Genomic DNA, 22,087 nt, shown 5'->3' with positions numbered 1-22,087 from the left:
ACGCTTCGCTCCTGTTCTCGAATAATCATGTTATTCGTAAAGCTCCTCTTGATGCCGCTTGAGAACCGTTTCAAAAAGATACTTTTTCTCCGGCAGAGGGAGCATGCATAGTTCATCATTCAAATCTTTCTGCCGGACGAGCCCGATAATGGACTGGCAGTAGCCGCACCGGCTGCTTTTATGAATCATAGGATTCTCATCCGGATACCAGTCCTCTCTGGAAGGAACATAGTACCCGTGCATCGCCAGTTTCGTGCCATCAGTCAGTTCAAGCCGGATATGAAGCATACTGCCCTGTTTCCAGGTGCCCTCTTCGGCAAAATCCCGGACAATCGACTCTGTCTCCACCTGAATGCTGGAATCTTTCACCTGCAGAAAACCGGGCAGTTCTTCTTCCCGGAGTTCACGCCACCCCGGCGATTCCTGTCCGGTTTCCTGTAAATACGCAATATGTTCCTGATACCTTGAAAGATATAAATGAACCGGCTCTCGATCTGTCATGTCATCCCCCTTTTATACATTGCACCTTAAGTAAGTAAGGCAGTACTACATTCTTCGATAAATTTTTCGTGATCCCTTTTTATTTTATTACAAACAGCTGGAATCGTTACACCCTGTTCCGTACAAAGAAAGGGACTGCCTTTTTGGCACCCCCTTTTTTTCTGCTATTTACGGAAAAATTTCCGGTCGGTGTCCTGGAATACAAAAAACTTGATCATAAAAAAACTGGCCGTGAAGGATAAAAACATTGCGCATCCCTTGGCCGCATTATAACGCAGCCATCTCGGTATACCTGCCCATTCCAGCAGCTGATTGGCTCCCAGAAACACGATGTTGTTCACTCCAAGACTGACGATGCCCTGCAGAATGAACATCAACCTCTGCCGCCGGCTTCCCTCGGCGGAGTTGCGGAATGTGATCATCACATTCCAGAAATAACTGTTCGCCACTGCAAGGGAATAGGCGATGGTATTAAAAAGAGCCAGCAGCCCCCGTTCATCGGTCGGAAACAAGAGCAGAAGCAGGTTCAGCGTTCCGATATCGACTCCTGCATTGGTGAGGCCGATAACACTGAACTGCATGAACTGAAATGGACCTTTTTTCTGTTCTTTCTTCGCCATGATACCCCTTCTATTCCAATGACTGGATCAGAGGGCGTGCGCTACGTTAGTTCTTCTTTTTTCCGGGCAGCCTCATCCAATCCAACCGCTTCATTATATAATTCCAGCAGCTGGCTTGCCGCTTCCGACCAGCCGAATTCACCTATATCTTTACGGGCATTGGCTGCCAGTCGTCGACGCAGCGTTTCATCTTCAAAACGGCGCACCGTATCGACAAAATGACCATCTTTCTCTGCATCATAAAGCAGTCCGGTCCGTTCATCCTCTATCTGTTCACATGTCGGACCGCTCCGCGCTGCCACAAGAGGCAGACCGGAAGCCATCGCCTCCAGTATGACAAGACCAAGTGTTTCCGTTGTGGATGGAAACACAAACACATCCGAAGAAGCATAGGCCTGCGCCAATTCCTCTCCATGCATGAAACCGGTAAATACCGTTTTTGTACCTTCAAAATGCCTTTCAAGAGGCTGTCGGTGCGGGCCGTCGCCGACAATAGCAAGGGAAAATTCATCCGATGCTTCGAGCACCGAACGGATTTTCTCGATCTCTTTTTCCGGAGCCAGCCTGCCGACATACAAAAGCAGTTTATCTCCGGTTCTGCCGTCGCTCAGCTTTTCTCTCATGTCAGTACTGTAATTACCAGGATGAAAATTTTCGGTATCCACGCCTCGTTTCCATACATGCACATTCCAAAAATTCCGGGAAACCAACTCTTCCTGAACGGTCTGCGACGTACAGATATTCAGGTCAGCTTGGTTATGAAGCTTGCGGAAATACCACCATGTTACTCCTTTAAAAGGGGAAAGATGGTAATAATCCAGATACTGCGCAACATTTGTATGGTAGGAGGCAACGAGCGGGTACTCGAGCCGGCGCGCATATTTCACGCCTGAATATCCGAGAATCGCAGGATTCACGACATGAACCACATCAGGATTATAGTCTTCCAGATACTCTTTTACGACCCGGTTCGGAAGCGCAAACTGCTTCGATCTGTAAAAAGGCAGGGTCCGCGCCGCAACGCCTTTGACGGGGGCGCCGTCAAATTCATCCACCCCGAGATCCGGAGCAATGATCAAAACGTTGTGACCCGCGCGGTGAAGCCATTTAATACAAGCGGTCAGTCTGGTAACAATCCCGTCTGTGGAGGGTAAAAATGTTTCCGTTACAATCGCGATCTTCAAGGAGGTCACTCCCAGTTTCTTTATTTCCAGGATACACCCGGCAGTACATTCTCTTCGATGACGCGGTCTTTATGATTCATCACGGCTTTGAGAATGTCGCGGATGACTTCGTCCGTTAACAGATGCGGTTCAAGTCCGAGATCTTTGAGCTTCGTGTTCACCGCATGGAAGTAGTGTTCTTCGAGTTCCACCCTCGGGTTTTCAAGGTGTGCGATATTTGTGTCGAAACCTTCTTCCTGCGCCACTTTCTGTACTTTGGCGGCAAGGTCCAGAACGGAGAACTCTTCTGTGAACTGGTTAAAGACCCGGAACTCTCCACGGTCCGCCGGATTTTCGGCTGCGATTTCAATGCAGCGCACGGTATCTTCGAGGTTCAAAAATCCGCGGGTTTGTCCACCTTTTCCATATACAGTCAGGTCATGTCCGATGGTGGACTGAATGATGAAACGGTTCAGCGCTGTTCCGAATACTCCGTCATAATCGAGACGGTTGGACAGGACCGGATCCATCTTTGTTTCGTCTGTTTCATGTCCGTACACAACCCCCTGGTTCAGATCGGTCGCACGGATTCCCCAAATTTTGCAGGTGAACATAATATTGTGGCTGTCGTGTACTTTCGACAAGTGATAGAACGAACCTGGCTGCTTCGGATATGGAAGCACATCTTTGCGTCCTTTATGTTCCACCTCAAGATATCCTTCTTCAATCGGAATATTTGGTGTTCCGTATTCACCCATTGTACCCAGTTTGATAAGGTGGCAGTCCGGTACAACCTCTTTAATGCCAAAAAGCACGTTCAAATTGCCGACAACGTTGTTCACCTGAGTATACACGGCATGCTCACGGTCAATCATTGAGTAAGGAGCGGAACGCTGTTCGGCAAAATGCACGAATGCCTCCGGCTTTTCTGTCATCAGCACCTGTTTCAGAAAATCGTAGTGATTCAGGTCCCCTTCGTATGTACGAATTTCTCTGCCGGTCAGTTCCTTCCATTTCTCGACGCGTTCAGTCAGGTCGGCGATCGGCGTGATCGAATTGGAATGAAGCTCATCGTCCCACTTTCTGCGGGCCATGTTATCGATAATGGAAACATCATGTCCCTGTTTGGATAAATAAAGGGCCGTCGGCCACCCGCAAAAACCGTCTCCTCCAGCTATGATAATATTCACGTCATAACCTCCACTCTCTTCTTAATATTCAATGGATATATGAAACGCCATCTATAATGGCAGATTCTTATACCTGCTGATGATACCAAAGAAAAGGTATCATGTTCCAGTCCTTTTCGCAAATGTTATCGGCAAACACTACTGGGTCATCTTAAACTTTCTTTGACATTATAACATTTTCTATATCAATGTATGTGTCAAATTCAATTGAATATTTAATGAAAACCAACTTTAACAAAAACTATATATTTCTCTGTTTTTGTTAAGTATTTTCGTGTCTGCAGCTTCGACGCGCGCATCTTGTCCATCTGTTTTCCGTCTGTCTCTTAAGAAAGGTATGGTGCGTTACCTCCAGCAGGGGGTTCCACTTCCTAATGAAAGAGTCTGGGACAAAAGTAAAATAGGTGGAGGACAACACGAATGTCTTGCATCGTTGCTCAACAGTCTAATTGCAGCGGAGCCAAAATGCTTCGACTCCTGCGGGAACAGCACGAGTCTCAAGACCCCGCAGGAAGCGGTTTTCTTCCGAGGAGGCTTGAGCCGTGCCCGCGGAAAGCGAAGCATTTTGGCGCAGCGGTTTGTCTCAGCAACGAAAAATGCCGAACGATTTTAAAAAATCGTTCGGCATTTTTCTATCTTATATAGGTTTTGTCCCAGACTCCTTCTTTCTTTCTGATTTATCCGCCGATATACTTCTGGTACAGGGTCCGGGCCTTTGCCTTATCATTCTCACCGTGAATGATGGTGCGGCCGTCCTCGAAGATAACGAAGCGTTTATCTTCAAGCTGCAGCACCAAAAGATACGGATTCTCCTTTTGAATCTGATTTTCGTACCGGTTTTTCAGATCAGGAAGTGAGATATACTGCCGTGATCCAGGCCGGACCTGAACGGCGTCCCTTCCGCAGAGCACTTCTGACTTCGCACGGTTTTCATACTGCAGAAAAGGGTAATGCGCCTGTTCTCCACACGACGGGCAGTCTGCTTTTTTCAGCGCCTCCACCTGTACTTCAGATCTTTCATTCGACCATAGATCAAAAGACAATAATGTTTTTCTTGATTTGTCCGGCTGCTTCGTCAAAATCTTCATCGCTTCAGTCGTCTGATGAGAGCTGACCATCTGCACCGCCGGGGCGATAATGCCCACCGTATCACAGGTTTCGCCGTCAAGCGGGATATCTTCCATCAGACAGTGCAGACACGCCGACTCTCCCGGAAGGATGGTATACGTCAGCCCGTAACTTCCAACACATGCACCGTATACCCAGGGAATGCCGTGCTTCTGCGAAAAATCATTGAGAAGCATGCGGGTATCAAAATTATCAAGCGCATCGATCATAACATCGACTGAGCCAAGATTCTCCAGAAACGCCGGATCCGCTTCCCCGATAACCGCTTCAATGGTTATTTCCGAGTTCACCGCTTCCAGTCTCTCTTTAGCGGCACGGGCTTTGGGCATCGGACGCGCGGCATCGTTTTCTGTATAGAGCTGCTGTCGGTTCAGATTGCTGTATTCCACATAATCCCGATCAATGATTGTGATATAACCGACCCCGGCGCGTGCCAGTGTTTCAGCGGCTGCACTGCCGAGAGCGCCGGCACCCACGATAAGAACGTGTTTGTCGAGAAGAAGCTTCTGGCCATCCCTGCCTATTCCGGAGAACATTGTCTGACGGGAATAACGGTTTTCCATCACAGCCGGCTCAATCCTTCCGTAGGGCTCGTTGCCTGCGCGTAATACTTCTTCTCGATACGTCCGGCTTCATATCCAAGTTTTCCTGCTTCCAAACCGTATTTCATGGCTTCTGCCATTTTCACCGGATCCTCTGCGCCGGATACAGCAGTATTAAGCAAAATACCATCTGCGCCAAGTTCCATCGCCTGAGCCGCGTCTTTCGGACTGCCGATGCCGGCATCCACAATAACCGGCACATCCGCCTGCTCCACGATATGGGACAAGTTATACGGATTAATAATACCAAGTCCGGTTCCGATAGGTGCAGCGCCCGGCATGACCGCGTGTACACCGAGATCCTGCAGTCGTCTGGCCAAAACAACATCATCCGACGTGTAAGCAAGCACCGTGTATCCTTCTTCAAGCAGCGTTTCGGATGCTTTGATTGTTTCCACGGGATCGGGAAGCAGTGTTTTGTCACAGCCGATCACTTCCACTTTGATCATATCGCACATGTCAGCCGCCGCGGCAATATGAGCTACCCGCACCGCTTCTTCCGCTGTTTTGGCTCCGGCTGTATTCGGAAGCAGACGGAATCCTGAAAGATCCATGCTTTCAAACGGATCAGGCTGGCTTTCATCAAATAAATTCATTCTCCGTACCGCAAATGTCAGCACTTCCGTTTCTGAAGCCTGAACCGCCTCTTTCTGCGTCCGGGCATCCTTATATTTTCCGGTCCCGAGAAAAAGCCGGGACTTAAACGAATAATCTCCTATTCTCAACATACTTTGTCATCCTCCCCCAACAAAATGGACAATTTCCAGCTTATCTCCTTCTTCGACCGGTTCCTCGTCATGTTTATCTTTTTTGATAATGGTTCCGTTTCGTTCTACGACGGCTTTTTTTCCGCCAAGCTGCAGATGTTCTACGAGACTTCCTACGGTTTTTCTATCTTCAGGAATGTCACGGGCTGTTCCGTTAATAATCAGCTCCAATGATTTCTTCCTCCTTTCGATTAATACGGCGCCGCGGCGAGAAGGCTTCCACCCACTCCTGCTCTTCTGTCTTTCCTTCCAGTAAATCAGCCATCCACGTTCCGGTGAGCGCAGACAGCAGAATGCCATTCCTGTAATGACCAGCTGCCATCCACAATCCGTCAAAAGCCGTTTGGCCGAGATACGGTTTATGGTCCGCAGACTGCGGCCGGACCCCGCTCCAGGCACACTGCCACGATGCGCGGCTGAGACCCGGAACAAGCCGGCATGCTTTATGAAGCAGGTGCTGCACGGCTTCAGCACTTACTTCTTTTCCCATTTCCCCTTCCCTTTCGGTCGCTCCGATGACAATAGAACCACCGGGCTTGGGAACGATATAAAAATCGGATGCATGCACGGTTTTCTCCAGAATCGGCACGGCCGAATGAAGCCCTACGCATTCTCCTTTAACAGGGATGAGCGGAGGAAGTTCTCCACCAAAAGGCGGAATAAAGCGTGACCAGGCTCCCCCCGCCAGTACAATCTGATCGGCATAAAACCGCCCCTGAGGTGTTTCCACTCCGGTGACGCGGCCGTTTTCATAAATGAATTCCAGAGCGGGAGTGTATTCATAAAAATCGGCTCCTTCCCGGACAGCTGCTCCTGCGTATGCTTTCGTCAGTTCCGGAGCTTTTACCTGGCCGTCCCCCTGAATATAAAGGGCTCCATAGTGATCCCCGGTGATACTGCTGTCGATGGTTTTCACCACTTCCGGCTGCAGCCATTCCACGTGCTCCCCTGCCTGCTTCTGAAAATAGTACATCCGTTCCAGACGTTGTTGTTCCGCAGGGGTGTCGGCTATTTTGACCATACCGTTTTGAATGTACGAAACGGCGGTTCCGGATTTCTCTTCCAGTTCCGGCACTAATTCCGGAAACATGTCCCGGCTGCGTCTGGCAAACTCAAAAAATGGACTGTACTCTTCCAATTCCGACTGTGCACCGAGCATACCGGCTGCAGCACTTGATGCTTCCGAACCGACTGTATTTTTTTCAAGCACTGCCGTCCGCCGGTTCCGGGAAGCGGTCTGGTATGCAATCGAGCAGCCGTTAATGCCTCCGCCGATTACGAGTACATCGTACATCTTTATCATGTTCTGCCTCCTTTTGGTAAAGCGCCCCGGTAAGCCTGTACTGCCGTTTTCGGATCAAGAGCTTCATATATCCCGGACATAACTGCCACACCGGAAGCACCTTGTTCCAGGCAGCGGGCGGCATTATCCGGCGTAATTCCACCGATGGCTGTCACCGGAATCGAAACGGCCGCTGTCAGCTCTCGAAGGTCATGAAGCCCTCTTGCAGGTTTTCCCGCTTTACTGTCTGTTTCAAAAATATGGCCGAAAAAAAGGTAATCCGCGCCCTCCTGTTCTTTCCGGACGGCTGCTTCTCTGCTGTGGACTGAGCAGCCTTTCCTTGCAGAAAAGGAAGGGACTTGCGGAAACGGACTTGTTTCCGGGAGATGCACACCCGCAAGATCCATATGAGCTGCCAATTCCGGGTGATTGTTAATGATAATCTTTGACCGCGGCACCTTCCGTTCTTCAAGATGGTGCACGGCTTCCTGGATTCTGTCAGCATTCCATGTTTTTTCACGGATATGAATATAATCTGCCTCTTCATGAATCCGCACCGTAATATCGAGCCAATCCCAAAAAGACTGCCGGCCTGTTGAAATAACGTGGAGCATGCCCTCTGCCAGCCCCTTTCTTTTATCGTAAAAACCTAAAAAAAACCGCTTCCCGTCAGGAGGAAAGCGGTGTTGGGTCTTAGTACCCCGACATCCCACTTTCCTCCGCTGGAATCATCCAGGTCAGGTTCCAAGAGTTTTAAAGGCTTACTTTAATCTCAGCCCCTCTAAAGGGCACCCCTAGTGGTTATTTATCTATATTCCATGTTTTGTTCACTATACGAAAGAATGTATATCAATCGTAAAATACATGCCATACTCTGTCAATCCAGGTAATGAAACATCACTGCACGGCGGTGATGGTTGTTTCTGCATGTTCATGCAGACCGTCTTCGTTTTGTGCGTGGACAGTCAGTGTATACTCTCCTGCTGCTTCAAAAATGTGCGTGCCGGTGTAGACGCCGGTTCCGCTTTCTTCGGTTTCAAGCTGGATGGTGGATCCTCCCTGCGGCGCCTGCAGGTCAAACGTTACATCCGCTCCTGTCAGCGCTTCTCCTTCGTGCTGAACTTTCACGCTTACATCAGAAGGCTGTCCTACCGTGATATCCTGAGACTTTACGGTGATCTCAAGCTGCTGATCACCTGTATCAGCGTTCCCGCCGGAATCCCCGCTTTCTGTTTCTGCACCGCCGACGGTCACTTCTGTTGTCGGCATATTGTGCATATCACGGGCGGTGACGTGGGAGGTCACGTGGTAGAGACCTTCCTCTTCAAACGTGTAAGGAATGGAATAACGATTCTCCTCCCTGTTTTCCGAAAGAATCTCTTCACTGTTCTCTTTTTCACCGTCTTTCCAGATTTCAAAACGAACTTCATCCGCGTCTGTTACCGCTTCTTCCCCCTGCGTAACAGAAGCAGCGAGTTCCACCTCTGTTCCCGGTTCTGGATTCTGCGGCATATCAGGCTTCACTTCAATGGACTGGACTTCCATGTCCTCTCCGCCGGAGCTGTTTTCCTCCTGCGGGCCCTGTCCGCAGGCAGCAAGCACCGCAACAGCTGCAACAACGGAAAAAGCAGTATAAAAACCTTTCATCTCATCTCCTCCTTTTTCTCATTATACAATAAAGGACATACATTCTCATGAACCATCTCTATTATTCGTTCAAACTCCGAAAATAGAAAGCAGAATCCATAACGAGGGAACGCTTCCCAGTGTCGTCACGAGCGTAATACTTGAAACCATATTCGGACTGGAATTAAACTGCACAGCTATCATCGCAATAGTTGCAGCGCTCGGCATGGCAGCCGAAACGATAAGCACCGCACTAAGCGTCGGACCGGTCTGAAGAACGAGTGTGAGAAGATACGCTGCGGCCGGAGAGATAACCAGCCGCAGCATGGTACCGATTCCGATAACTTTCCAGTCCAGCGAGGATACAGTAATTTTCGCCAGCTGCATACCCAGCACAATCATGACAACCGGGATGGCAGCATCTGCAAGCATATTCACCGCATCCATATACGAGGCTGTTATCTCTAATTGTACAGCCTGACAGAGCACTCCTGCAATCAGCGCATGAAAAACCGGCATTTTCAACACGACCCGGAACGCATCCCCTGCCGAAAGACTGCTCCGGTTGGCTATGTAGACCCCTATAGTACTCATGAAAAGGGATTGAATCACCATAAAAATAATCGAGTAGGAAAAGGCCGTATCACCGAAAGCAAAAAGAATCAACGGAGCACCGTAGTTCCCCGCATTCATGAACGTCGTTGCGAGAGTCATTCCGCTTGTTTTGTCCGTATCCCATTTCAAAAGCAGACCAGTCACTTTATTGATGACCAGCATGAGAAGCAGAAATAAAATCGCGAACAAAATGATGCGGAAAAGATCCGCATCCGGTTCCGTTGTATAAAATGTTCGAAAAACAAGAGCCGGATTGAGTATGTAGAGAGCCACAGCCGAGACGGCTCCCACTTCGAGAATCTGTTTCTTCTGAAGCAGAAAACCGGCCGCAAAGATTAGAATAATCGGTACCAGCACATTCAGAAACACAGACATGACAAAGACCACCTTTTCCCTCCGGGAACTGCCGCTTGGTTCAGGCTTTCAGCATCTGCCGGAGTTTCTTTTTTTCTTTTCTGGCAACAAGGATATATAAGAAATCACCCTTTTGTATCACCGTGTCTCCGTCAGGGGTGATCAGCTCGTCGTCGCGTACAATGGCGCTTACCAGGACAGAGTCGGGAAATTGAATATCAAGCAGTGTTTTTCCAACAACCGGTGTTTTATCATCGGTCTGAAATTCAATGATTTCAGCATTCGCGCGGCCAATCGATATTAGTTCAAGAGAATGGGTCGGCGTTTCTTTTTTCGGACCGGAAAGATGCAGCTTTTTCGCTAAGTAGGACAATGTCGAGCCTTGAATCAAAGCGGAAGTCAGCACAATAAAGAATACTATATTAAAAATCACAGACCCATTCTCGATTTCGGCTACAATGGCGAATGTAGCAAGGACGATGGGGACCGCCCCGCGGAGTCCGGCCCATGAAAGAAATACTTTTTCTTTCCATGTGTATTTCATCCCCGCCAATGATAGAAACGATGCCGCCGGTCTTGCTGCGAAAATAAGGACGGCGGACAGAAGCAGGCCGCCTCCCATGATTTCGGGGGAGAGAATCTGTTCAGGAAACGCGAGCAGACCGAGAATGATAAACATAAGAATCTGCGCCATCCATGCAAATCCTTCATTGAACCGGAAAATGGAATGCCGGTAAGTGAGTTCGGAATTACCGATAATAAGGGCTGCAACATAAACAGCGAGAAAACCGCTCGCCTGTGACAGAGAAGCTACGCTGTAGGTCAGCAGCGCAAACGAAAGCGCAAATATAGGATAAAGACCGCTGGAATCCAGGTTAATCCGGTTAATCGAAGCCGATGCTACTTTTCCAAGAATAATACCGATTAACAGTCCGATTCCCATCTGCCAGAAAAAAGATCCAATTAAAAGCCAGTAGTTGGGCTGATCCAGCATAATCAGCTCAATAAAACTGAGTGTCAAAAAAACAGCCATGGGATCGTTGGTACCGGATTCGGCTTCCATGGTAGCTGCTATTTTTGTTTTTATATTTCTTTCTTTCAACGAGGCAAACACCGCAGCGGCATCTGTGGAGCCAACGACTGCTCCCAGCAGAAGCGATTCCAGCCAGGTCAGATCCACGACATATTTCGCCGCTACACCGACAATCAAGGACGTAATGATAACTCCGAATGTCGCCAGACTTAAGGAAGGCCAGATGACCGGTTTGATGACGGACCATTTCGTCTGACTGCCCCCTTCAAACAAAATGATAACAAGGGCAATGACACCTACCAGTTGGGCCTGGTGCGCGTCATCAAAATAAATGATACCAAGACCGTCACTGCCGATAATCATGCCGACAAGAATAAACAAAATCAACGAAGGCATCCCAAGACGTGCGGAAAATTTCGTCACCGTCACTCCCACAATTAATAGAAGAGCGGCCAGCAGTACAAACGAATCTATATCAAAACCCCCGACAAACATACGTGATCTCCTCTCCAGCGCACAAACGTGTTACTATAATATTATCATATCTGTTCCAAGCGTCTCACTAGAAAGGAGTTGTACCAATGGCTGACTTCACCCACCTGAACGAACAGGAACGTGCCAGAATGGTCGATATATCCGATAAAACAGACACTGTCAGAACTGCCCGCGCCCGTTCGGGAATTACCGTCTCCGAGGAAGCCTATACACAGATTGAAGAAGGAACGAATACAAAAGGCAGCGTACTCGCTGTGGCCCAGGTGGCTGGTATAGCAGGGGCAAAAAAAACGTCCGACTGGATTCCGATGTGTCATCCCCTCATGCTGAGCGGTGCTGATATTCATTTTGAATGGGAGCAGCAGGAACAAGACACTTATCATCTGTCCATCACCAGTGAAGTAAAAGTCAAAGGAAATACAGGGGTGGAAATGGAGGCGCTCACCGCAGCAACCGCGGCGGCCCTCACAGTTTATGACATGTGTAAGTCCGCCGGGAAAGACATGACAATCGGTCCGACGTACCTGCTCGATAAGACAGGCGGCAAAAGCGGAAATTATCACCGGGAATCATGAATTCCGGTCTATACAAAAAGCCGGCGGAACAGGTTTCAATCTGTTCCGCCGGCTTTTTTGGGCGATTAAATAACACCGTAGCCAAGCAGTACAATAATAATGAGCACTATAACGAGTAAGCCTGTCAAACCGGCGCGGGCTTCTCCGCGTTTTTTTCCGGCTATTGTAATCTCCATGAGGGCAATCGCAATCAAAGCCAGCACCCCTTTGAAGATATAGAGAAGCGGAAAGCCCAAGGATGCGAGCATCCCGATACCTGAAATCAGCATAAGAACGGCAAATAAACGCATAATCATCAGCGTAATTTTCTGCTTCGGCGCAAAATAACTGATGAAAAAGAAAATGACGAGCAGGAACCATGATCCCTCATGCATTCCTTGTAACATATTCATCATATTCGTTCTGTCTCCTTTGTATGTAATAACTCTCCCCCTAATATATAGGACACAGTCCAATACCGCAAGCCTGCGGGGCTGGGTACCGACTGTTATGAGATCAATTTGAGTCCTGCGGCGGCGGCTGTGACCACAGCTATGCAGCTGATGCGAAAAGTGTCTTTTGGTTCCTGATACAACAGCATACCAAGAACAGCCCCGCCGGCTGTTCCGATTCCCGTCCACACCGCGTAGGCCGTTCCCATCGCCAGCGTCTCCATGGCCATGGAAAGCAGTACAAAACTCATTCCAAAGCTCCCCATCAGATAAAGAAGAGCCTTGATGTTTTTGTCCCGGTGGAGCTTATTGATCATCGTGACACCGGTCATTTCAAAAAGACCTGCCGCTGTAAGATATATCCACGCCATCAGCTATTCTCCTTTTCCGCGCGGTCTTCCGCCAGTTTCAGCCCCATAACCCCAAAAAGCAGGATACTTATAAATAACAGTTGCAACCCATTCACGGGCTCCTGAAAAAACAGCATGCCGCTGACGACGGTTCCGGCCGTACCGAGTCCCGCAAAAACAGCGTACGCAGTCCCAATCGGAAGCTTCCTCCCCGAGACAATCAAAAGATAAAAGCTCACAAGGATACATACTGCTGTCATCAACCACTGCCCGGCCGTCTCCGCATGCTTGAGTCCAATCACCCAGCCGATTTCAAAAACAGCTGCAACAATCACTAACAGCCACCTCATCATGCTTCCCCTCCTGAAAAAGCCGGCATCCTCACGTGGATAATTGCGGCGGATACATTAACGCTTCCTCTTTCTAACATTGTATAGACCCAATCATTTTTTGTCCAAAATCCGGGATTTCAGGAACAGATCAGGACGAGCGAAAAGAAAATTCCGTTTTGCCGTTATTCCACACGAGCGCTGCGTCAAAGGACCGCTTCCCTTCAAACCCTTCAATAACCGGAGTTTTCCCTTTTTCACACAACGCACGGATGTGTGCTTTCGTGATGGTTTTTCCGAGAATCGTCCGGTTGAACGTCTGCCGGCAGCCATTGCTGTACTCCGTGCACCCGTAGAACGTTTTCCGAAGTACAATACTTCCTTTCCCGCAGGAAGGACACGCCGCGATCGGGGCATTCTGCTTGCGTTTTGCGCCGCTTCTTCCTTTCTTGGGTGCCGGAAGCCCTTCTTTTGGAATTTCCATGTTTTCTACTTCCTGCGCCGCCGTACTTACCAGTTTCGTCGTGAAGGATGCCGTGTTATCAATAAAAGTCTGCCTGTCAGCCTCTCCTTCCCCGATTCTGCGCAGAAACAGCTCCCATTTTGCCGTCATTTCAGGCTTGGACAGAAGGGATCCCTGTACCGCTTCGCAGAGCACCTCCCCTTTTTTCGTCACATGGACAATGTTCTTCTCCACCTGGATGTACTCCTGGCGTATTAACGTCTTAATGATTCCGCTTCTCGTCGCTTCGGTGCCGAGGCCTTCCACTTCCTGCAGTGCGGCTTTGGCTTCCTCGTCTTCTTCCACCAGTTTCCCGCACGTTTTCATCATATTGATGAGATTACCTTCTGTGTAGGGTTTCGGTGGTTTTGTCATCTCTTCATGAATCTGCACACGTGCGCCTGCTTCCATTCCCTGGTTCAGAGGTGGAAGCTCCGGAAGTTGTTGTTTGGAGGGGCTTCCCGAGAGGTCGAACAACGTTTTCCATCCTCTCTGATTCTCGACTTTCCCTTTACTTAAAAACGCGAGTCCCTTCACATCGGTAGTAACTGTCGTTTCTTCATAAACATAATCCTGATGAAAAACAGCGAGCACGCTTTTTATGATCTCCTCATACAGGTTCTTCTGTTCACGGGTCAGCTTCTGCAATACAGCTTCTGAAGGAACTTTCCTGGTCGGAATAATGGCATGGTGCTCTTTCACTTTGGTGTCGTCGACATACCGCTTTAGCGCGCGGGGTTCCTGCGTTTCAACATTGTCTCCGGTCACCCGCTGCCATCCGGTGATATTTTGTTTAACATAGCTGTATTCACTGTTTGTAATATGACGGGTATCGGTTCTTGGGTACGTCACGAGTTTCAGTGGTTCATCATACAAGCTCTGTACGATTTCAAGCGTGCGGGACGGGCTGTATTTATATTTTTTGTTCGCCAGCGTCTGCAGGCTTGACAGGGAATGAAGCATCGGGGGTTTCTCCCGTTTTTCTTTGACGTCGACAGAGCGGATTCGTCCGGTTTCCTTTTCCTGAATACCATGCCTGCTGATTAGATCTGCCGCGGCTTCTCTTGTTGAAAAGGTCTCTTTAAGCTTCCCTGCGTACTCCCCCGTCTGCGTCTGAAACGTCGCCTTGATCTCAAAATAAGGTTCCGGTACGAACTGTTCAATCTCTTTCTGGCGGTCATAAATCAGTTTGAGCGTCGGTGTCTGCACTCTTCCGACACTAAACACATGCTGCAGTCCTTTCTTCTGCAGGAGCAGGGTGTAGAGCCGGCTTGCGTTCATTCCAACAACCCAGTCCGAAATCTGACGGGCCTGGGCTTCCTGGTACAATGGATGAAAAGCTCCTCCGTCCTGCAGCCGTTCAAACCCCTTTCGCACTTCTTCTTTCTCGAGACTGTTGATCCAGAGCCGACGCTGCGGCTTGCTTGAGACGCCGGCTTCGTGAATAATGCTTTGGGCGATGTTTTCTCCTTCGCGGTCGCAGTCGGTGGCGACGATGATAGAATCGGCCTGTTTGAGCAGACGGCGCACAATCTGAAACTGTTTTTTCGTCTTCTGGGCCGGACGGAATTCATACGTGCCCGGCAGCATCGGCAGCTGCTGGAGATCCCACCGTTTCCACGATGCTTCATATTCGGCCGGGCTTTTTAGTTCGATGAGATGGCCGACTCCCCATGTCAGTACAGCCCCTTCCGGGAAAACAGAACAGGCGGGAATTGTCATGTATCCTTCCTTTTTCTGACCTTTTGGGAATGCAGCGGCATACGCTTTCGCCTGACTTGGTTTTTCTGCGAGAATAACCGGCATCATACATGCTCCTTCCTGGATGATATCGAATGTATGTTCTTTTCAGTATATAGGATGTCACTTCTTTTCGAAATGCTTTCTCTTATCGGCGGGAGGAAAAAATGATAAACTTTTAAAGGAATTATCATAGATGGAGGTCATAGCTGTGAGTCAGTTAAAAGAAGCAGGATACGAATATTACCATTTCAAAGATAAAATAGATTATCCGGGTATCGACGATGATCTGGCTGCGCTTCAGCATGCCTTTGACAACCTCCCAGCCGATGAATACGCTCCGCACCTGAACCGGTACCGCCGTTACGGGCGGGCGCTTGTGATGCCGGGCACGCATGAGGTGACGTGGCTTCCGGAAACATGGGTCGACGGTCATGCCTATTATGAATATTTTCAGGGAAGCTTTAATCCGGAATATGTGGGGGAATACCGGCGGTTCCCGGCTCTTTGGCAGTGTTCAATGGAAAACAGGCTGCTCCGGGAAATGATACGTCAGGACTTCAGGGAAACATTTTGGACGAGAGAAGATGCGCTGATGCCTTTTCACGCAGGCGTGCATTTTGTAAAACTGAAGGTGGAAAATCCGGGCGATGTGGCAGTATCTTCACCGAACACCCTCCATCAGGACGGGGAACCGTTTACGTTTGCCCACCTCATCCGGCGAAACAACATAAGCGGCGGGTTAAATGCAATTTCTGTACCCCGGCACCGCGGCAAAATGCCGGCCGATATCCCGCAGGATGATATTAAGCAGTCCTTTTACCTGGATAAGCCTCTTGAGTCCTACAGTGTATATGATCCACTTGTCACGCATTATGTCGGGGATGTTGAAAAAGGGGAAACAGACGGTCCGGGGGAACGGTCCGCCATCCTGATTGATTATCAGCCGACGGTGATTGCCGACCCTGATCAGATTAGAAGCACACGGGGTAATACGGATTTCATGATTTACGTATAGAAGAAGGTGCCTGCGGGGAACGGGTCCTGCATTAATTCACCGAAGACAGGGAAACGAGTTCATAGAAAAGGGTCGTCCACCCGGAACTCCATTCCACCTTTGTAATGACCGCCGTTCCAAACGGCGGTTTTTGCTCTTCGATCTGAATATCAACTTTCGAATCAAGCGGATACAGATGGTACCCGTCCTTCACAAGACGAAACGATCTATCTCCAAGCCGCTCTGCCTGATTGTGCGTAACGATTTCTCCGTTTACTTCGATGGAAAATCCCATGATCCATTCCACCCTTCCTTTGCACCTTTAAGATAGATTTCGACACCGTTCGGATAATTCCTTCCAAACCCTTAAATATTTAAAATAAATAAGAGCACCGCACGAATTGGCAGCACTCTTTTCTTTCCCCTTTTTCGACATCATTTCCCGGGAAATATAAAACATAACAAGGCAGCCTACAGCTTATTCAATGCTTCGTTTACCGGGTGGTCTCCTGAGGAAAGCTCAAACGTTTTATCACGTGCTTTGTTGTGTGTTAACGAAGCGACCATTACCGCAGCGGCGTCTTCCCTTGAGATACTTCGTTCATACGCATCTGTGAATCGTTCTTTTATTTCCACTAACCCGGTTCCTTCTCCGGGAGTAAGAGAACCTGTCCGGATAATGGTGTGGCTCAGTCCGCTGCTTTGCAGGTGCGCATCTGCCGTTCCTTTGGCTTCCAGATAATATTTATCCGGTCCGGACGGCTGGTCCGCCCCGATGCTGCTCAGCATAATAAATTGGTGAACCCCCTGAGCCCTGGAAGCATCCATCAGTTTTTTCGCACCTACCTGCTCCACTGCGAGGATCTTTTCAAGGTCGGCTTCGGGTCCGGAGCCAGCAGCAAAGAGAACAGCATCCATTTCTTTCGGGGCTTTTGACACATTGTTCTCAAGATCCGCTGTCACGATGTAATCTGCTCCCCATTCCCTCATTATTGCGGCTTGATCATAATCGCGTACCATGGCGTGCACTTCATACCCGGGCTGTTCGGCAAGAATACGTACGAGAATCTGTCCGGTATCCCCGTGGGCACCGGCCACCAAAACCTTCATCCCTGATCCCTCCTCGTTTACCTATCTTTACCCTGATTTTATCACATACAAAACCTTACATGGCATTCCCGTTGTCGGAAAAATAACGTCTCTGTCTTTTAGATCTGAATTTATTTCCATTGGAAAAGACAGATAGAATAATGGAAGAAAAAACGAGAACGATTCCTGCGCTCTGCCATCCCGTTAATTCGTCCCCGAAAACAAGAACCCCGACTATTATACCGACAATCGGTTCAATGGTTGCAAGGACCGCGGCATGGCTGGATTCAATATATTTCAATCCAGCCGTATATAATACATAAGCCAATATGGTAGATACGAGGACACTGCCTAAAACGTGTATCCATACTATCGGCTCCAGAAACGGCATAAGGTTTTTTTCGATGCCGCTGACCGGCAGAAGAAACGCTCCCCCGCACATCATCGAATAAGCCGTAATGGTAACAGAATGGTATTTGCGGCTGACGGATTTTCCAATAATACTGTACAATCCGCAGAAAAATCCGGAAGCCAGCCCGAAAAACACAACAGATACGGTTAGGTTCATGGAACCAAACGGAAAAAAGCCGGCAACAAGGCTGCATCCGGCCGTAGTCAGCACGACGGCTCCGATTTTATTCACGGTGAACGCCTCCTGGAATACAAACCGGGATATCAGCGCCACAAAAACAGGACTCGTATACAACAGAACGACCGCCACCGACAGGGAAGCCTGTTCCATAACCGTGAAATAGAACCAGTTAAATAATGCGATGCTCACAACCCCCAGGCCGATGAAATAAGGCAGGTCCCGGAGGTGGATCTTCAGAAGATAAGGCCGGATGATACCCACGATACTGAACAGGATAACCATCGACAGCACCATTCGTATCGTTACGACATGAATCGGGGAAAACCCAAACATATAGAGGCGCTGAACAAACAGTCCGGTCAGCCCCCAGAAAGAAGCTCCCAGCATTGTTATACCATAGGCAGCAACAGATCTCATCGTCTCACCTTCTTTGCTTTAACATAATATAAAGATTCGGCTCCTCAGGAACAATTCCATCTTCTCACCTTCAGCCTGTAAATACGACAGGAACAAGCTATTATATTAAAATAGTTTTGACGTTCTTTGACGTACAATCATCTCCACCCTTTATATCTTGCTAAAAACAGTAGAAATTGCTATGTTAAGCATGGTTCGAACCATGACGTCCGGAGGCTTTATTTATGTACCACGCCATCACTATACTAGAAAAAATCAAGCTTTTCGCGGTCATTCTATGGCCGATTCTCGTTACGGAATTAAGTTATTTCGGCATGAATCTCATCGATACCATCATGTCAGGTCAGGCCGGCACAAACGACCTCGCCGGAGTTTCCATTGGATCCAGTTTATGGCTCCCCGTCTTTACCGGGGTAAATGGAATCCTTCTTTCCATCACACCGGTGATCGGACAGCTGCTCGGCAGAAATGACCGGCGCAGCATCACAGACATCGTGACACAGGGCTTTTATATTGCAACTCTTTTCGGCCTTGTTATCCTCGGAGCGGGATGGATTTTCCTGGATCCCGTGCTGTCGGTCATGTCGCTTGATCCATCCGTACACCACATTGCCAAACATTATCTGATTGGTTTATCCTTTGGTATCATTCCGTTTTTTCTGTCAATGGTGGTACGCAACTTTTTTGATGCGCAAGGGTATCCCCGCATTACAATGACGATTATGCTGGGCGTTCTTCCGCTCAATTTTTTGTTTAATTACTGTCTGATATTCGGGAAATTCGGCATGCCGGAAATGGGAGGGATCGGTGCGGGATATGCTACTGCTTTATCATACGGAGTTGTACTGCTGTTTAGTGCTGTCATGACGTTCCGGGTGGAAATCATGAGGCCGTTCCGTCTTTTTAAACAATGGAGCGCTCCTTCATGGAACGCCTGGAAAAAGCAGCTTCGTATCGGGATACCGCTTGGTTTATCTCTGTTTTTTGAGGCCAGTATTTTTTCCGCGGTCACGCTTTTCATGGGAGCGATGTTTGATACGGTGACGATTGCCGCCCATCAGGCGGCGTTCAGTTTCACATCCATCATTTTTATGATTCCATTAAGCATCTCTCTTGCTTTAACGATTGTCACAGCGTTTGAAATCGGCGCCCAGCGGCTGGACCACGCAAAGCAGTACACCCGGATCGGGGTGGCATCGGCGGTGTGTATTATTTCTATTTCTTCCTGTTTGATTTACGTGTTCCGGCAGGATATCGGCTGGATTTACACAAATGATCCGGAAGTGGCGGCGCTTGCGGGGCAGTTCCTCGTGTTTGCGATTTTCTATCAATTTTCCGACGCCGCCCAGTCGACCCTGCAGGGAGTGCTGCAGGGATACAAGGATGTAACGGTTCCTTTTTTCACGTCGTTTGTATCTTACTGGCTGTTCGGCCTGCCCGCCGGTTATATGCTTGCCGCTTACACCGCACTCGGCCCTTTCGGATGGTGGCTCGGTATTACGGTCGGATTAACCTCAGCTGCCGTCGGTTTTTTCATTCGCCTGCGAATCGTCCAGCGCCGTCATGCCGACTCCCTTGACTTGTCATCAAAGGCAGGCAGTACGTAATCCTAAGGAAACGAAAACGACCTATCGCCATGGTATGCTCGGCTTCCAGTATATCTTCTTTCGTCTGCTTCATGTTAAATGTTTCCTGGAGCGGTGTTTTCCATGTCCAGCGGCCGACCGTAACATAAATACCCTCATCCCCACAGACATCAGATCGTTTGCGGCTCGTAAGAACAAGCGCACCGTCTTTGCCGTTATCGGGCCGGAGAATGCCTGTCATCACACCAACCGGAAGAGGAAGCCCTACATTGAGATACGTGACATCCTCTTTCGTGTGATGGGAATACACCGCTGTGAACACCGGACTGCCTGTACCTGCATGGCTGCGCAGCCAGACACGTGGGTCCGGGCGCCCGTCCTGCTGCTCCCCTACACTATACATTTTTCCATCCATGTCCCCTTTTCCTGTTGGCGGAACATTAATCTGTTTCATTTTCTTACTGAAATAAGAGGAAGCATGATATAGAAGAGAAAAACGCCACTGAACGTCCGCTTTCATACGGAACCGGTCCGTGTGTGTATAAAACGCGCTTACAAGCGGAGAAAGCATCTCTGGATCAAAATCTTTTTTTTTATATGTATCCCACGAAGCAAACAAACCATCTGTGGCGTGAAGCCGCTGATTCTGTTCTATGCGTTCTGCAATATTCTCTTTTCCCCGCAGTCTGCTGACGGGAAATGAATGATAAGCCGCTCTTGGTCCGGGAGATACGAGAGCCCACCCGATCAACGCAAGAATGGAAAAAGCGAATGCATTCCAGGCGCCGTGCCACGGAATCATTCCTGCTATGCCGATTACTTGGTAACCAGCGGCACGTCCTGTGCTGTAAAGAATCGAAAGTGTCATCGTCCCTATCAATATAAACGAGGAAATAGTTATTGTTATTTTTGAAAACAGCGGCATCGAGAAGGCTTCCTTTATGCTCCATCCTGCAAACCAGTACAGAAATACGACATATATGCCGACAAGCACCGCTTCAAGCGGCGGTCCTTGATCGACGGCAACAGCTGTCAAAACGGGGCCTGCTGTTATGCCGGCTGCCAGTATCCTGTATAATAAAGGTCTGCCGGACACTTCTCTATAATAGCGGCGACGGCCCAGCAGGCCTGTTAATACCGGCAGCAAACATGCGGCATAGTGAAAGTGAACCGCTGTTAGATCCACAATTACTTCCGTATAGGGAAGCAATGGAGCGGTGCCTGCGCGGGACAGCACGAACCAGGCGCCTCCGACAGCGACATACACCAACCCCGCATCGACCACCGTCTCTTCTAAAGGAGCTGTCCCTCTTGTCATCAGCCTGGATAAGCCTTTCCAGGCAATGTACGCAGTAAACAGAAACCACACCACAGAAAACACCATCGCCGTTATTCCGGTTTCCATCATCATCGAAAGTGCACCGCTCCAGGCAGCACCAAACCAGCACAGACGTGTCCGTCCGGGGAGGGACACAGCTGAAACATACAACACAGCAGGTACAACCAGAAAGAAAGCTGCTGCCAAGGCTGCTTCGATCAGATCCGGCTGTACAATAATGGACCAGAACAGTAAGCTGAACGCACCAGGAAGCAGCGTGCTCCATTTATTCATGGGTCGACTGCTCCACCGGTATCTTTTTTTTCATGGCGATAACATCAAAGGCCGGCCATTCCGGTCTTTCCACAGTGAACGTATCATAAATATGGTACCCCAGCCGTTCATAACGCCTTACATTATGAGGCGCGGCCGCCCGCACTTTACAATACACGGTTTCTTTTTCGAGCTGCAGGGCTTTGCTTTCGACCCAGCGGATCAATGCCGATCCTATCCCGCTCCCCCGTTCTTCCGGCGGAACGGATAATCGGAAAAAATAAAGCGCGTCCTCTTCTTCCCGTACTCTGACAACACCGACCGGCCTGTTTTCGATATAGCACACAGCAGCTGTTTCCTCCCCGTCTGCTATGGATGACTCGATAGACTCCGTCGTTTCCTGCATAGCCCCTGATGGTATAATATCCTTATCGTATTCAGCAAACGCCTGCTGCATGACAATTCTCACCGTTTCCGCTTCCGCTGCTTCCACTTCTACTATTTTCATTATT

The 22,087-nt window shown here is 49.0% G+C and carries 24 protein-coding genes and 1 riboswitch; of the genes, 3 read left to right on the top strand and 21 right to left on the bottom strand.

All coding sequences use genetic code 11. From position 1 onward, the window contains the following. Positions 1–30 precede the first annotated feature (30 nt). The 12 genes from BM058_RS01245 to BM058_RS01185 form a co-directional block, all read right to left on the bottom strand. Positions 31–501, bottom strand: a complete 471-nt coding sequence (locus tag BM058_RS01245; RefSeq protein WP_090925213.1) for a hypothetical protein — start codon at positions 499–501, stop codon at positions 31–33. A gap of 164 nt (positions 502–665) precedes the next feature. After that, on the bottom strand, positions 666–1,121 hold the full coding sequence (locus BM058_RS01240) for a GtrA family protein (RefSeq protein ID WP_090925212.1): 456 nt from the start codon (positions 1,119–1,121) through the stop codon (positions 666–668). A gap of 41 nt (positions 1,122–1,162) precedes the next feature. Next, positions 1,163–2,305, bottom strand: a complete 1,143-nt coding sequence (locus BM058_RS01235) for a glycosyltransferase family 4 protein (RefSeq protein ID WP_090925211.1) — start codon at positions 2,303–2,305, stop codon at positions 1,163–1,165. Between the two features lie 20 nt (positions 2,306–2,325). Further along, the gene (locus BM058_RS01230; RefSeq protein ID WP_090925210.1) at positions 2,326–3,474 is read right to left on the bottom strand and encodes an NAD-dependent epimerase/dehydratase family protein; all 1,149 of its coding nucleotides are present in this window, start codon (positions 3,472–3,474) and stop codon (positions 2,326–2,328) included. A gap of 677 nt (positions 3,475–4,151) precedes the next feature. After that, positions 4,152–5,165, bottom strand: coding sequence for a ThiF family adenylyltransferase (locus BM058_RS01220; protein ID WP_090925208.1), 1,014 nt, complete (start codon positions 5,163–5,165; stop codon positions 4,152–4,154). Further along, positions 5,165–5,932 (bottom strand): thiazole synthase, encoded by a 768-nt coding sequence (locus tag BM058_RS01215; protein WP_090925207.1) that lies wholly within the window; start codon positions 5,930–5,932, stop codon positions 5,165–5,167. The genes BM058_RS01220 and BM058_RS01215 overlap by 1 nt, the downstream gene beginning before the upstream one ends. Positions 5,933–5,938: 6 nt before the next feature. Next, positions 5,939–6,142, bottom strand: a complete 204-nt coding sequence (gene thiS, locus BM058_RS01210) for a sulfur carrier protein ThiS (RefSeq protein ID WP_090925206.1) — start codon at positions 6,140–6,142, stop codon at positions 5,939–5,941. Continuing rightward, positions 6,126–7,274: a glycine oxidase ThiO gene (thiO, locus tag BM058_RS01205; protein ID WP_090925205.1), complete on the bottom strand. Its 1,149-nt coding sequence runs from the start codon at positions 7,272–7,274 to the stop codon at positions 6,126–6,128. Before thiO ends, thiS begins: the two co-directional genes overlap by 17 nt. After that, on the bottom strand, positions 7,271–7,867 hold the full coding sequence (locus BM058_RS01200; RefSeq protein ID WP_090925204.1) for a thiamine phosphate synthase: 597 nt from the start codon (positions 7,865–7,867) through the stop codon (positions 7,271–7,273). Before BM058_RS01200 ends, thiO begins: the two co-directional genes overlap by 4 nt. Before the next feature lie 83 nt (positions 7,868–7,950). Next, a riboswitch (TPP riboswitch) is annotated at positions 7,951–8,059 on the bottom strand. Between the two features lie 91 nt (positions 8,060–8,150). Then, a complete protein-coding gene (locus BM058_RS01195) occupies positions 8,151–8,900 on the bottom strand; it encodes a FixH family protein (RefSeq protein ID WP_090925203.1) in 750 nt (249 codons plus the stop codon). Positions 8,901–8,969: 69 nt separating this feature from the next. Continuing rightward, positions 8,970–9,869 carry an AEC family transporter gene (locus tag BM058_RS01190; protein WP_090925202.1) on the bottom strand — a complete coding sequence of 300 codons (900 nt, stop codon included), beginning with the start codon at positions 9,867–9,869 and terminating at the stop codon, positions 8,970–8,972. A 40-nt stretch (positions 9,870–9,909) separates the two neighbouring features. Then, the gene (locus tag BM058_RS01185; protein ID WP_090925201.1) at positions 9,910–11,376 is read right to left on the bottom strand and encodes a potassium/proton antiporter; all 1,467 of its coding nucleotides are present in this window, start codon (positions 11,374–11,376) and stop codon (positions 9,910–9,912) included. A gap of 86 nt (positions 11,377–11,462) precedes the next feature. Between BM058_RS01185 and moaC the strand changes: the two genes are divergently transcribed. Further along, positions 11,463–11,951, top strand: coding sequence for a cyclic pyranopterin monophosphate synthase MoaC (gene moaC, locus BM058_RS01180; protein ID WP_090925200.1), 489 nt, complete (start codon positions 11,463–11,465; stop codon positions 11,949–11,951). 65 nt (positions 11,952–12,016) lie between these two features. On the opposite strand, the gene BM058_RS01175 is transcribed toward moaC, so the two are convergent. From BM058_RS01175 to BM058_RS01160, 4 genes are all read right to left on the bottom strand, one after another. Then, the gene (locus BM058_RS01175) at positions 12,017–12,346 is read right to left on the bottom strand and encodes a DUF1516 family protein (protein ID WP_090925199.1); all 330 of its coding nucleotides are present in this window, start codon (positions 12,344–12,346) and stop codon (positions 12,017–12,019) included. Between the two features lie 92 nt (positions 12,347–12,438). Continuing rightward, on the bottom strand, positions 12,439–12,753 hold the full coding sequence (locus BM058_RS01170; RefSeq protein WP_090925198.1) for a DMT family transporter: 315 nt from the start codon (positions 12,751–12,753) through the stop codon (positions 12,439–12,441). Next, positions 12,753–13,082: a DMT family transporter gene (locus BM058_RS01165; RefSeq protein WP_090925283.1), complete on the bottom strand. Its 330-nt coding sequence runs from the start codon at positions 13,080–13,082 to the stop codon at positions 12,753–12,755. Before BM058_RS01165 ends, BM058_RS01170 begins: the two co-directional genes overlap by 1 nt. A gap of 130 nt (positions 13,083–13,212) precedes the next feature. Then, positions 13,213–15,372, bottom strand: a complete 2,160-nt coding sequence (locus BM058_RS01160) for a type IA DNA topoisomerase (RefSeq protein ID WP_090925197.1) — start codon at positions 15,370–15,372, stop codon at positions 13,213–13,215. Positions 15,373–15,514: 142 nt separating this feature from the next. Between BM058_RS01160 and BM058_RS01155 the strand changes: the two genes are divergently transcribed. Continuing rightward, a complete protein-coding gene (locus tag BM058_RS01155; protein ID WP_090925282.1) occupies positions 15,515–16,321 on the top strand; it encodes a 2OG-Fe dioxygenase family protein in 807 nt (268 codons plus the stop codon). A gap of 31 nt (positions 16,322–16,352) precedes the next feature. On the opposite strand, the gene BM058_RS01150 is transcribed toward BM058_RS01155, so the two are convergent. From BM058_RS01150 to BM058_RS01140, 3 genes are all read right to left on the bottom strand, one after another. Then, positions 16,353–16,595 (bottom strand): DUF2584 family protein, encoded by a 243-nt coding sequence (locus tag BM058_RS01150; protein ID WP_090925196.1) that lies wholly within the window; start codon positions 16,593–16,595, stop codon positions 16,353–16,355. Between the two features lie 176 nt (positions 16,596–16,771). Continuing rightward, positions 16,772–17,410 (bottom strand): SDR family oxidoreductase, encoded by a 639-nt coding sequence (locus BM058_RS01145; protein WP_090925195.1) that lies wholly within the window; start codon positions 17,408–17,410, stop codon positions 16,772–16,774. 55 nt (positions 17,411–17,465) lie between these two features. Then, the gene (locus BM058_RS01140; protein ID WP_090925194.1) at positions 17,466–18,398 is read right to left on the bottom strand and encodes a DMT family transporter; all 933 of its coding nucleotides are present in this window, start codon (positions 18,396–18,398) and stop codon (positions 17,466–17,468) included. Between the two features lie 224 nt (positions 18,399–18,622). On the opposite strand from BM058_RS01140, the gene BM058_RS01135 reads away from it, so the two are divergent. Then, a complete protein-coding gene (locus BM058_RS01135) occupies positions 18,623–20,005 on the top strand; it encodes an MATE family efflux transporter (protein WP_090925193.1) in 1,383 nt (460 codons plus the stop codon). On the opposite strand, the gene BM058_RS01130 is transcribed toward BM058_RS01135, so the two are convergent. Next, on the bottom strand, positions 19,932–21,596 hold the full coding sequence (locus BM058_RS01130; RefSeq protein WP_090925192.1) for a YndJ family protein: 1,665 nt from the start codon (positions 21,594–21,596) through the stop codon (positions 19,932–19,934). The two genes, BM058_RS01135 and BM058_RS01130, sit on opposite strands and share 74 nt — an antisense overlap. Further along, a complete protein-coding gene (locus tag BM058_RS01125) occupies positions 21,589–22,083 on the bottom strand; it encodes a GNAT family N-acetyltransferase (protein ID WP_090925191.1) in 495 nt (164 codons plus the stop codon). The genes BM058_RS01130 and BM058_RS01125 overlap by 8 nt, the downstream gene beginning before the upstream one ends. Positions 22,084–22,087: the final 4 nt, after the last annotated feature.

The sequence above is a fragment of the Salibacterium qingdaonense genome (genome assembly GCF_900114715.1).
Lineage (GTDB): Bacteria > Bacillota > Bacilli > Bacillales > Marinococcaceae > Salibacterium > Salibacterium qingdaonense.
This window is presented reverse-complemented; position numbering and strand designations above follow the sequence as displayed.

Bases quoted from the DNA above. Each gene is read 5' to 3' on its own strand.
- BM058_RS01245 (WP_090925213.1), bottom strand. From the start codon at position 501: ATGACAGATCGAGAGCCGGTTCATTTATATCTTTCAAGGTATCAGGAA.
- BM058_RS01240 (WP_090925212.1), bottom strand. From the start codon at position 1,121: ATGGCGAAGAAAGAACAGAAAAAAGGTCCATTTCAGTTCATGCAGTTC.
- BM058_RS01220 (WP_090925208.1), bottom strand. From the start codon at position 5,165: ATGGAAAACCGTTATTCCCGTCAGACAATGTTCTCCGGAATAGGCAGG.
- BM058_RS01215 (WP_090925207.1), bottom strand. From the start codon at position 5,932: ATGTTGAGAATAGGAGATTATTCGTTTAAGTCCCGGCTTTTTCTCGGG.
- thiO (WP_090925205.1), bottom strand. From the start codon at position 7,274: ATGATAAAGATGTACGATGTACTCGTAATCGGCGGAGGCATTAACGGC.
- BM058_RS01200 (WP_090925204.1), bottom strand. From the start codon at position 7,867: ATGCTCCACGTTATTTCAACAGGCCGGCAGTCTTTTTGGGATTGGCTC.
- BM058_RS01195 (WP_090925203.1), bottom strand. From the start codon at position 8,900: ATGAAAGGTTTTTATACTGCTTTTTCCGTTGTTGCAGCTGTTGCGGTG.
- BM058_RS01190 (WP_090925202.1), bottom strand. From the start codon at position 9,869: ATGTCTGTGTTTCTGAATGTGCTGGTACCGATTATTCTAATCTTTGCG.
- BM058_RS01185 (WP_090925201.1), bottom strand. From the start codon at position 11,376: ATGTTTGTCGGGGGTTTTGATATAGATTCGTTTGTACTGCTGGCCGCT.
- moaC (WP_090925200.1), top strand. From the start codon at position 11,463: ATGGCTGACTTCACCCACCTGAACGAACAGGAACGTGCCAGAATGGTC.
- BM058_RS01175 (WP_090925199.1), bottom strand. From the start codon at position 12,346: ATGATGAATATGTTACAAGGAATGCATGAGGGATCATGGTTCCTGCTC.
- BM058_RS01170 (WP_090925198.1), bottom strand. From the start codon at position 12,753: ATGGCGTGGATATATCTTACAGCGGCAGGTCTTTTTGAAATGACCGGT.
- BM058_RS01165 (WP_090925283.1), bottom strand. From the start codon at position 13,082: ATGAGGTGGCTGTTAGTGATTGTTGCAGCTGTTTTTGAAATCGGCTGG.
- BM058_RS01160 (WP_090925197.1), bottom strand. From the start codon at position 15,372: ATGATGCCGGTTATTCTCGCAGAAAAACCAAGTCAGGCGAAAGCGTAT.
- BM058_RS01150 (WP_090925196.1), bottom strand. From the start codon at position 16,595: ATGGGATTTTCCATCGAAGTAAACGGAGAAATCGTTACGCACAATCAG.
- BM058_RS01145 (WP_090925195.1), bottom strand. From the start codon at position 17,410: ATGAAGGTTTTGGTGGCCGGTGCCCACGGGGATACCGGACAGATTCTC.
- BM058_RS01140 (WP_090925194.1), bottom strand. From the start codon at position 18,398: ATGAGATCTGTTGCTGCCTATGGTATAACAATGCTGGGAGCTTCTTTC.
- BM058_RS01135 (WP_090925193.1), top strand. From the start codon at position 18,623: ATGTACCACGCCATCACTATACTAGAAAAAATCAAGCTTTTCGCGGTC.
- BM058_RS01130 (WP_090925192.1), bottom strand. From the start codon at position 21,596: ATGAATAAATGGAGCACGCTGCTTCCTGGTGCGTTCAGCTTACTGTTC.
- BM058_RS01125 (WP_090925191.1), bottom strand. From the start codon at position 22,083: ATGAAAATAGTAGAAGTGGAAGCAGCGGAAGCGGAAACGGTGAGAATT.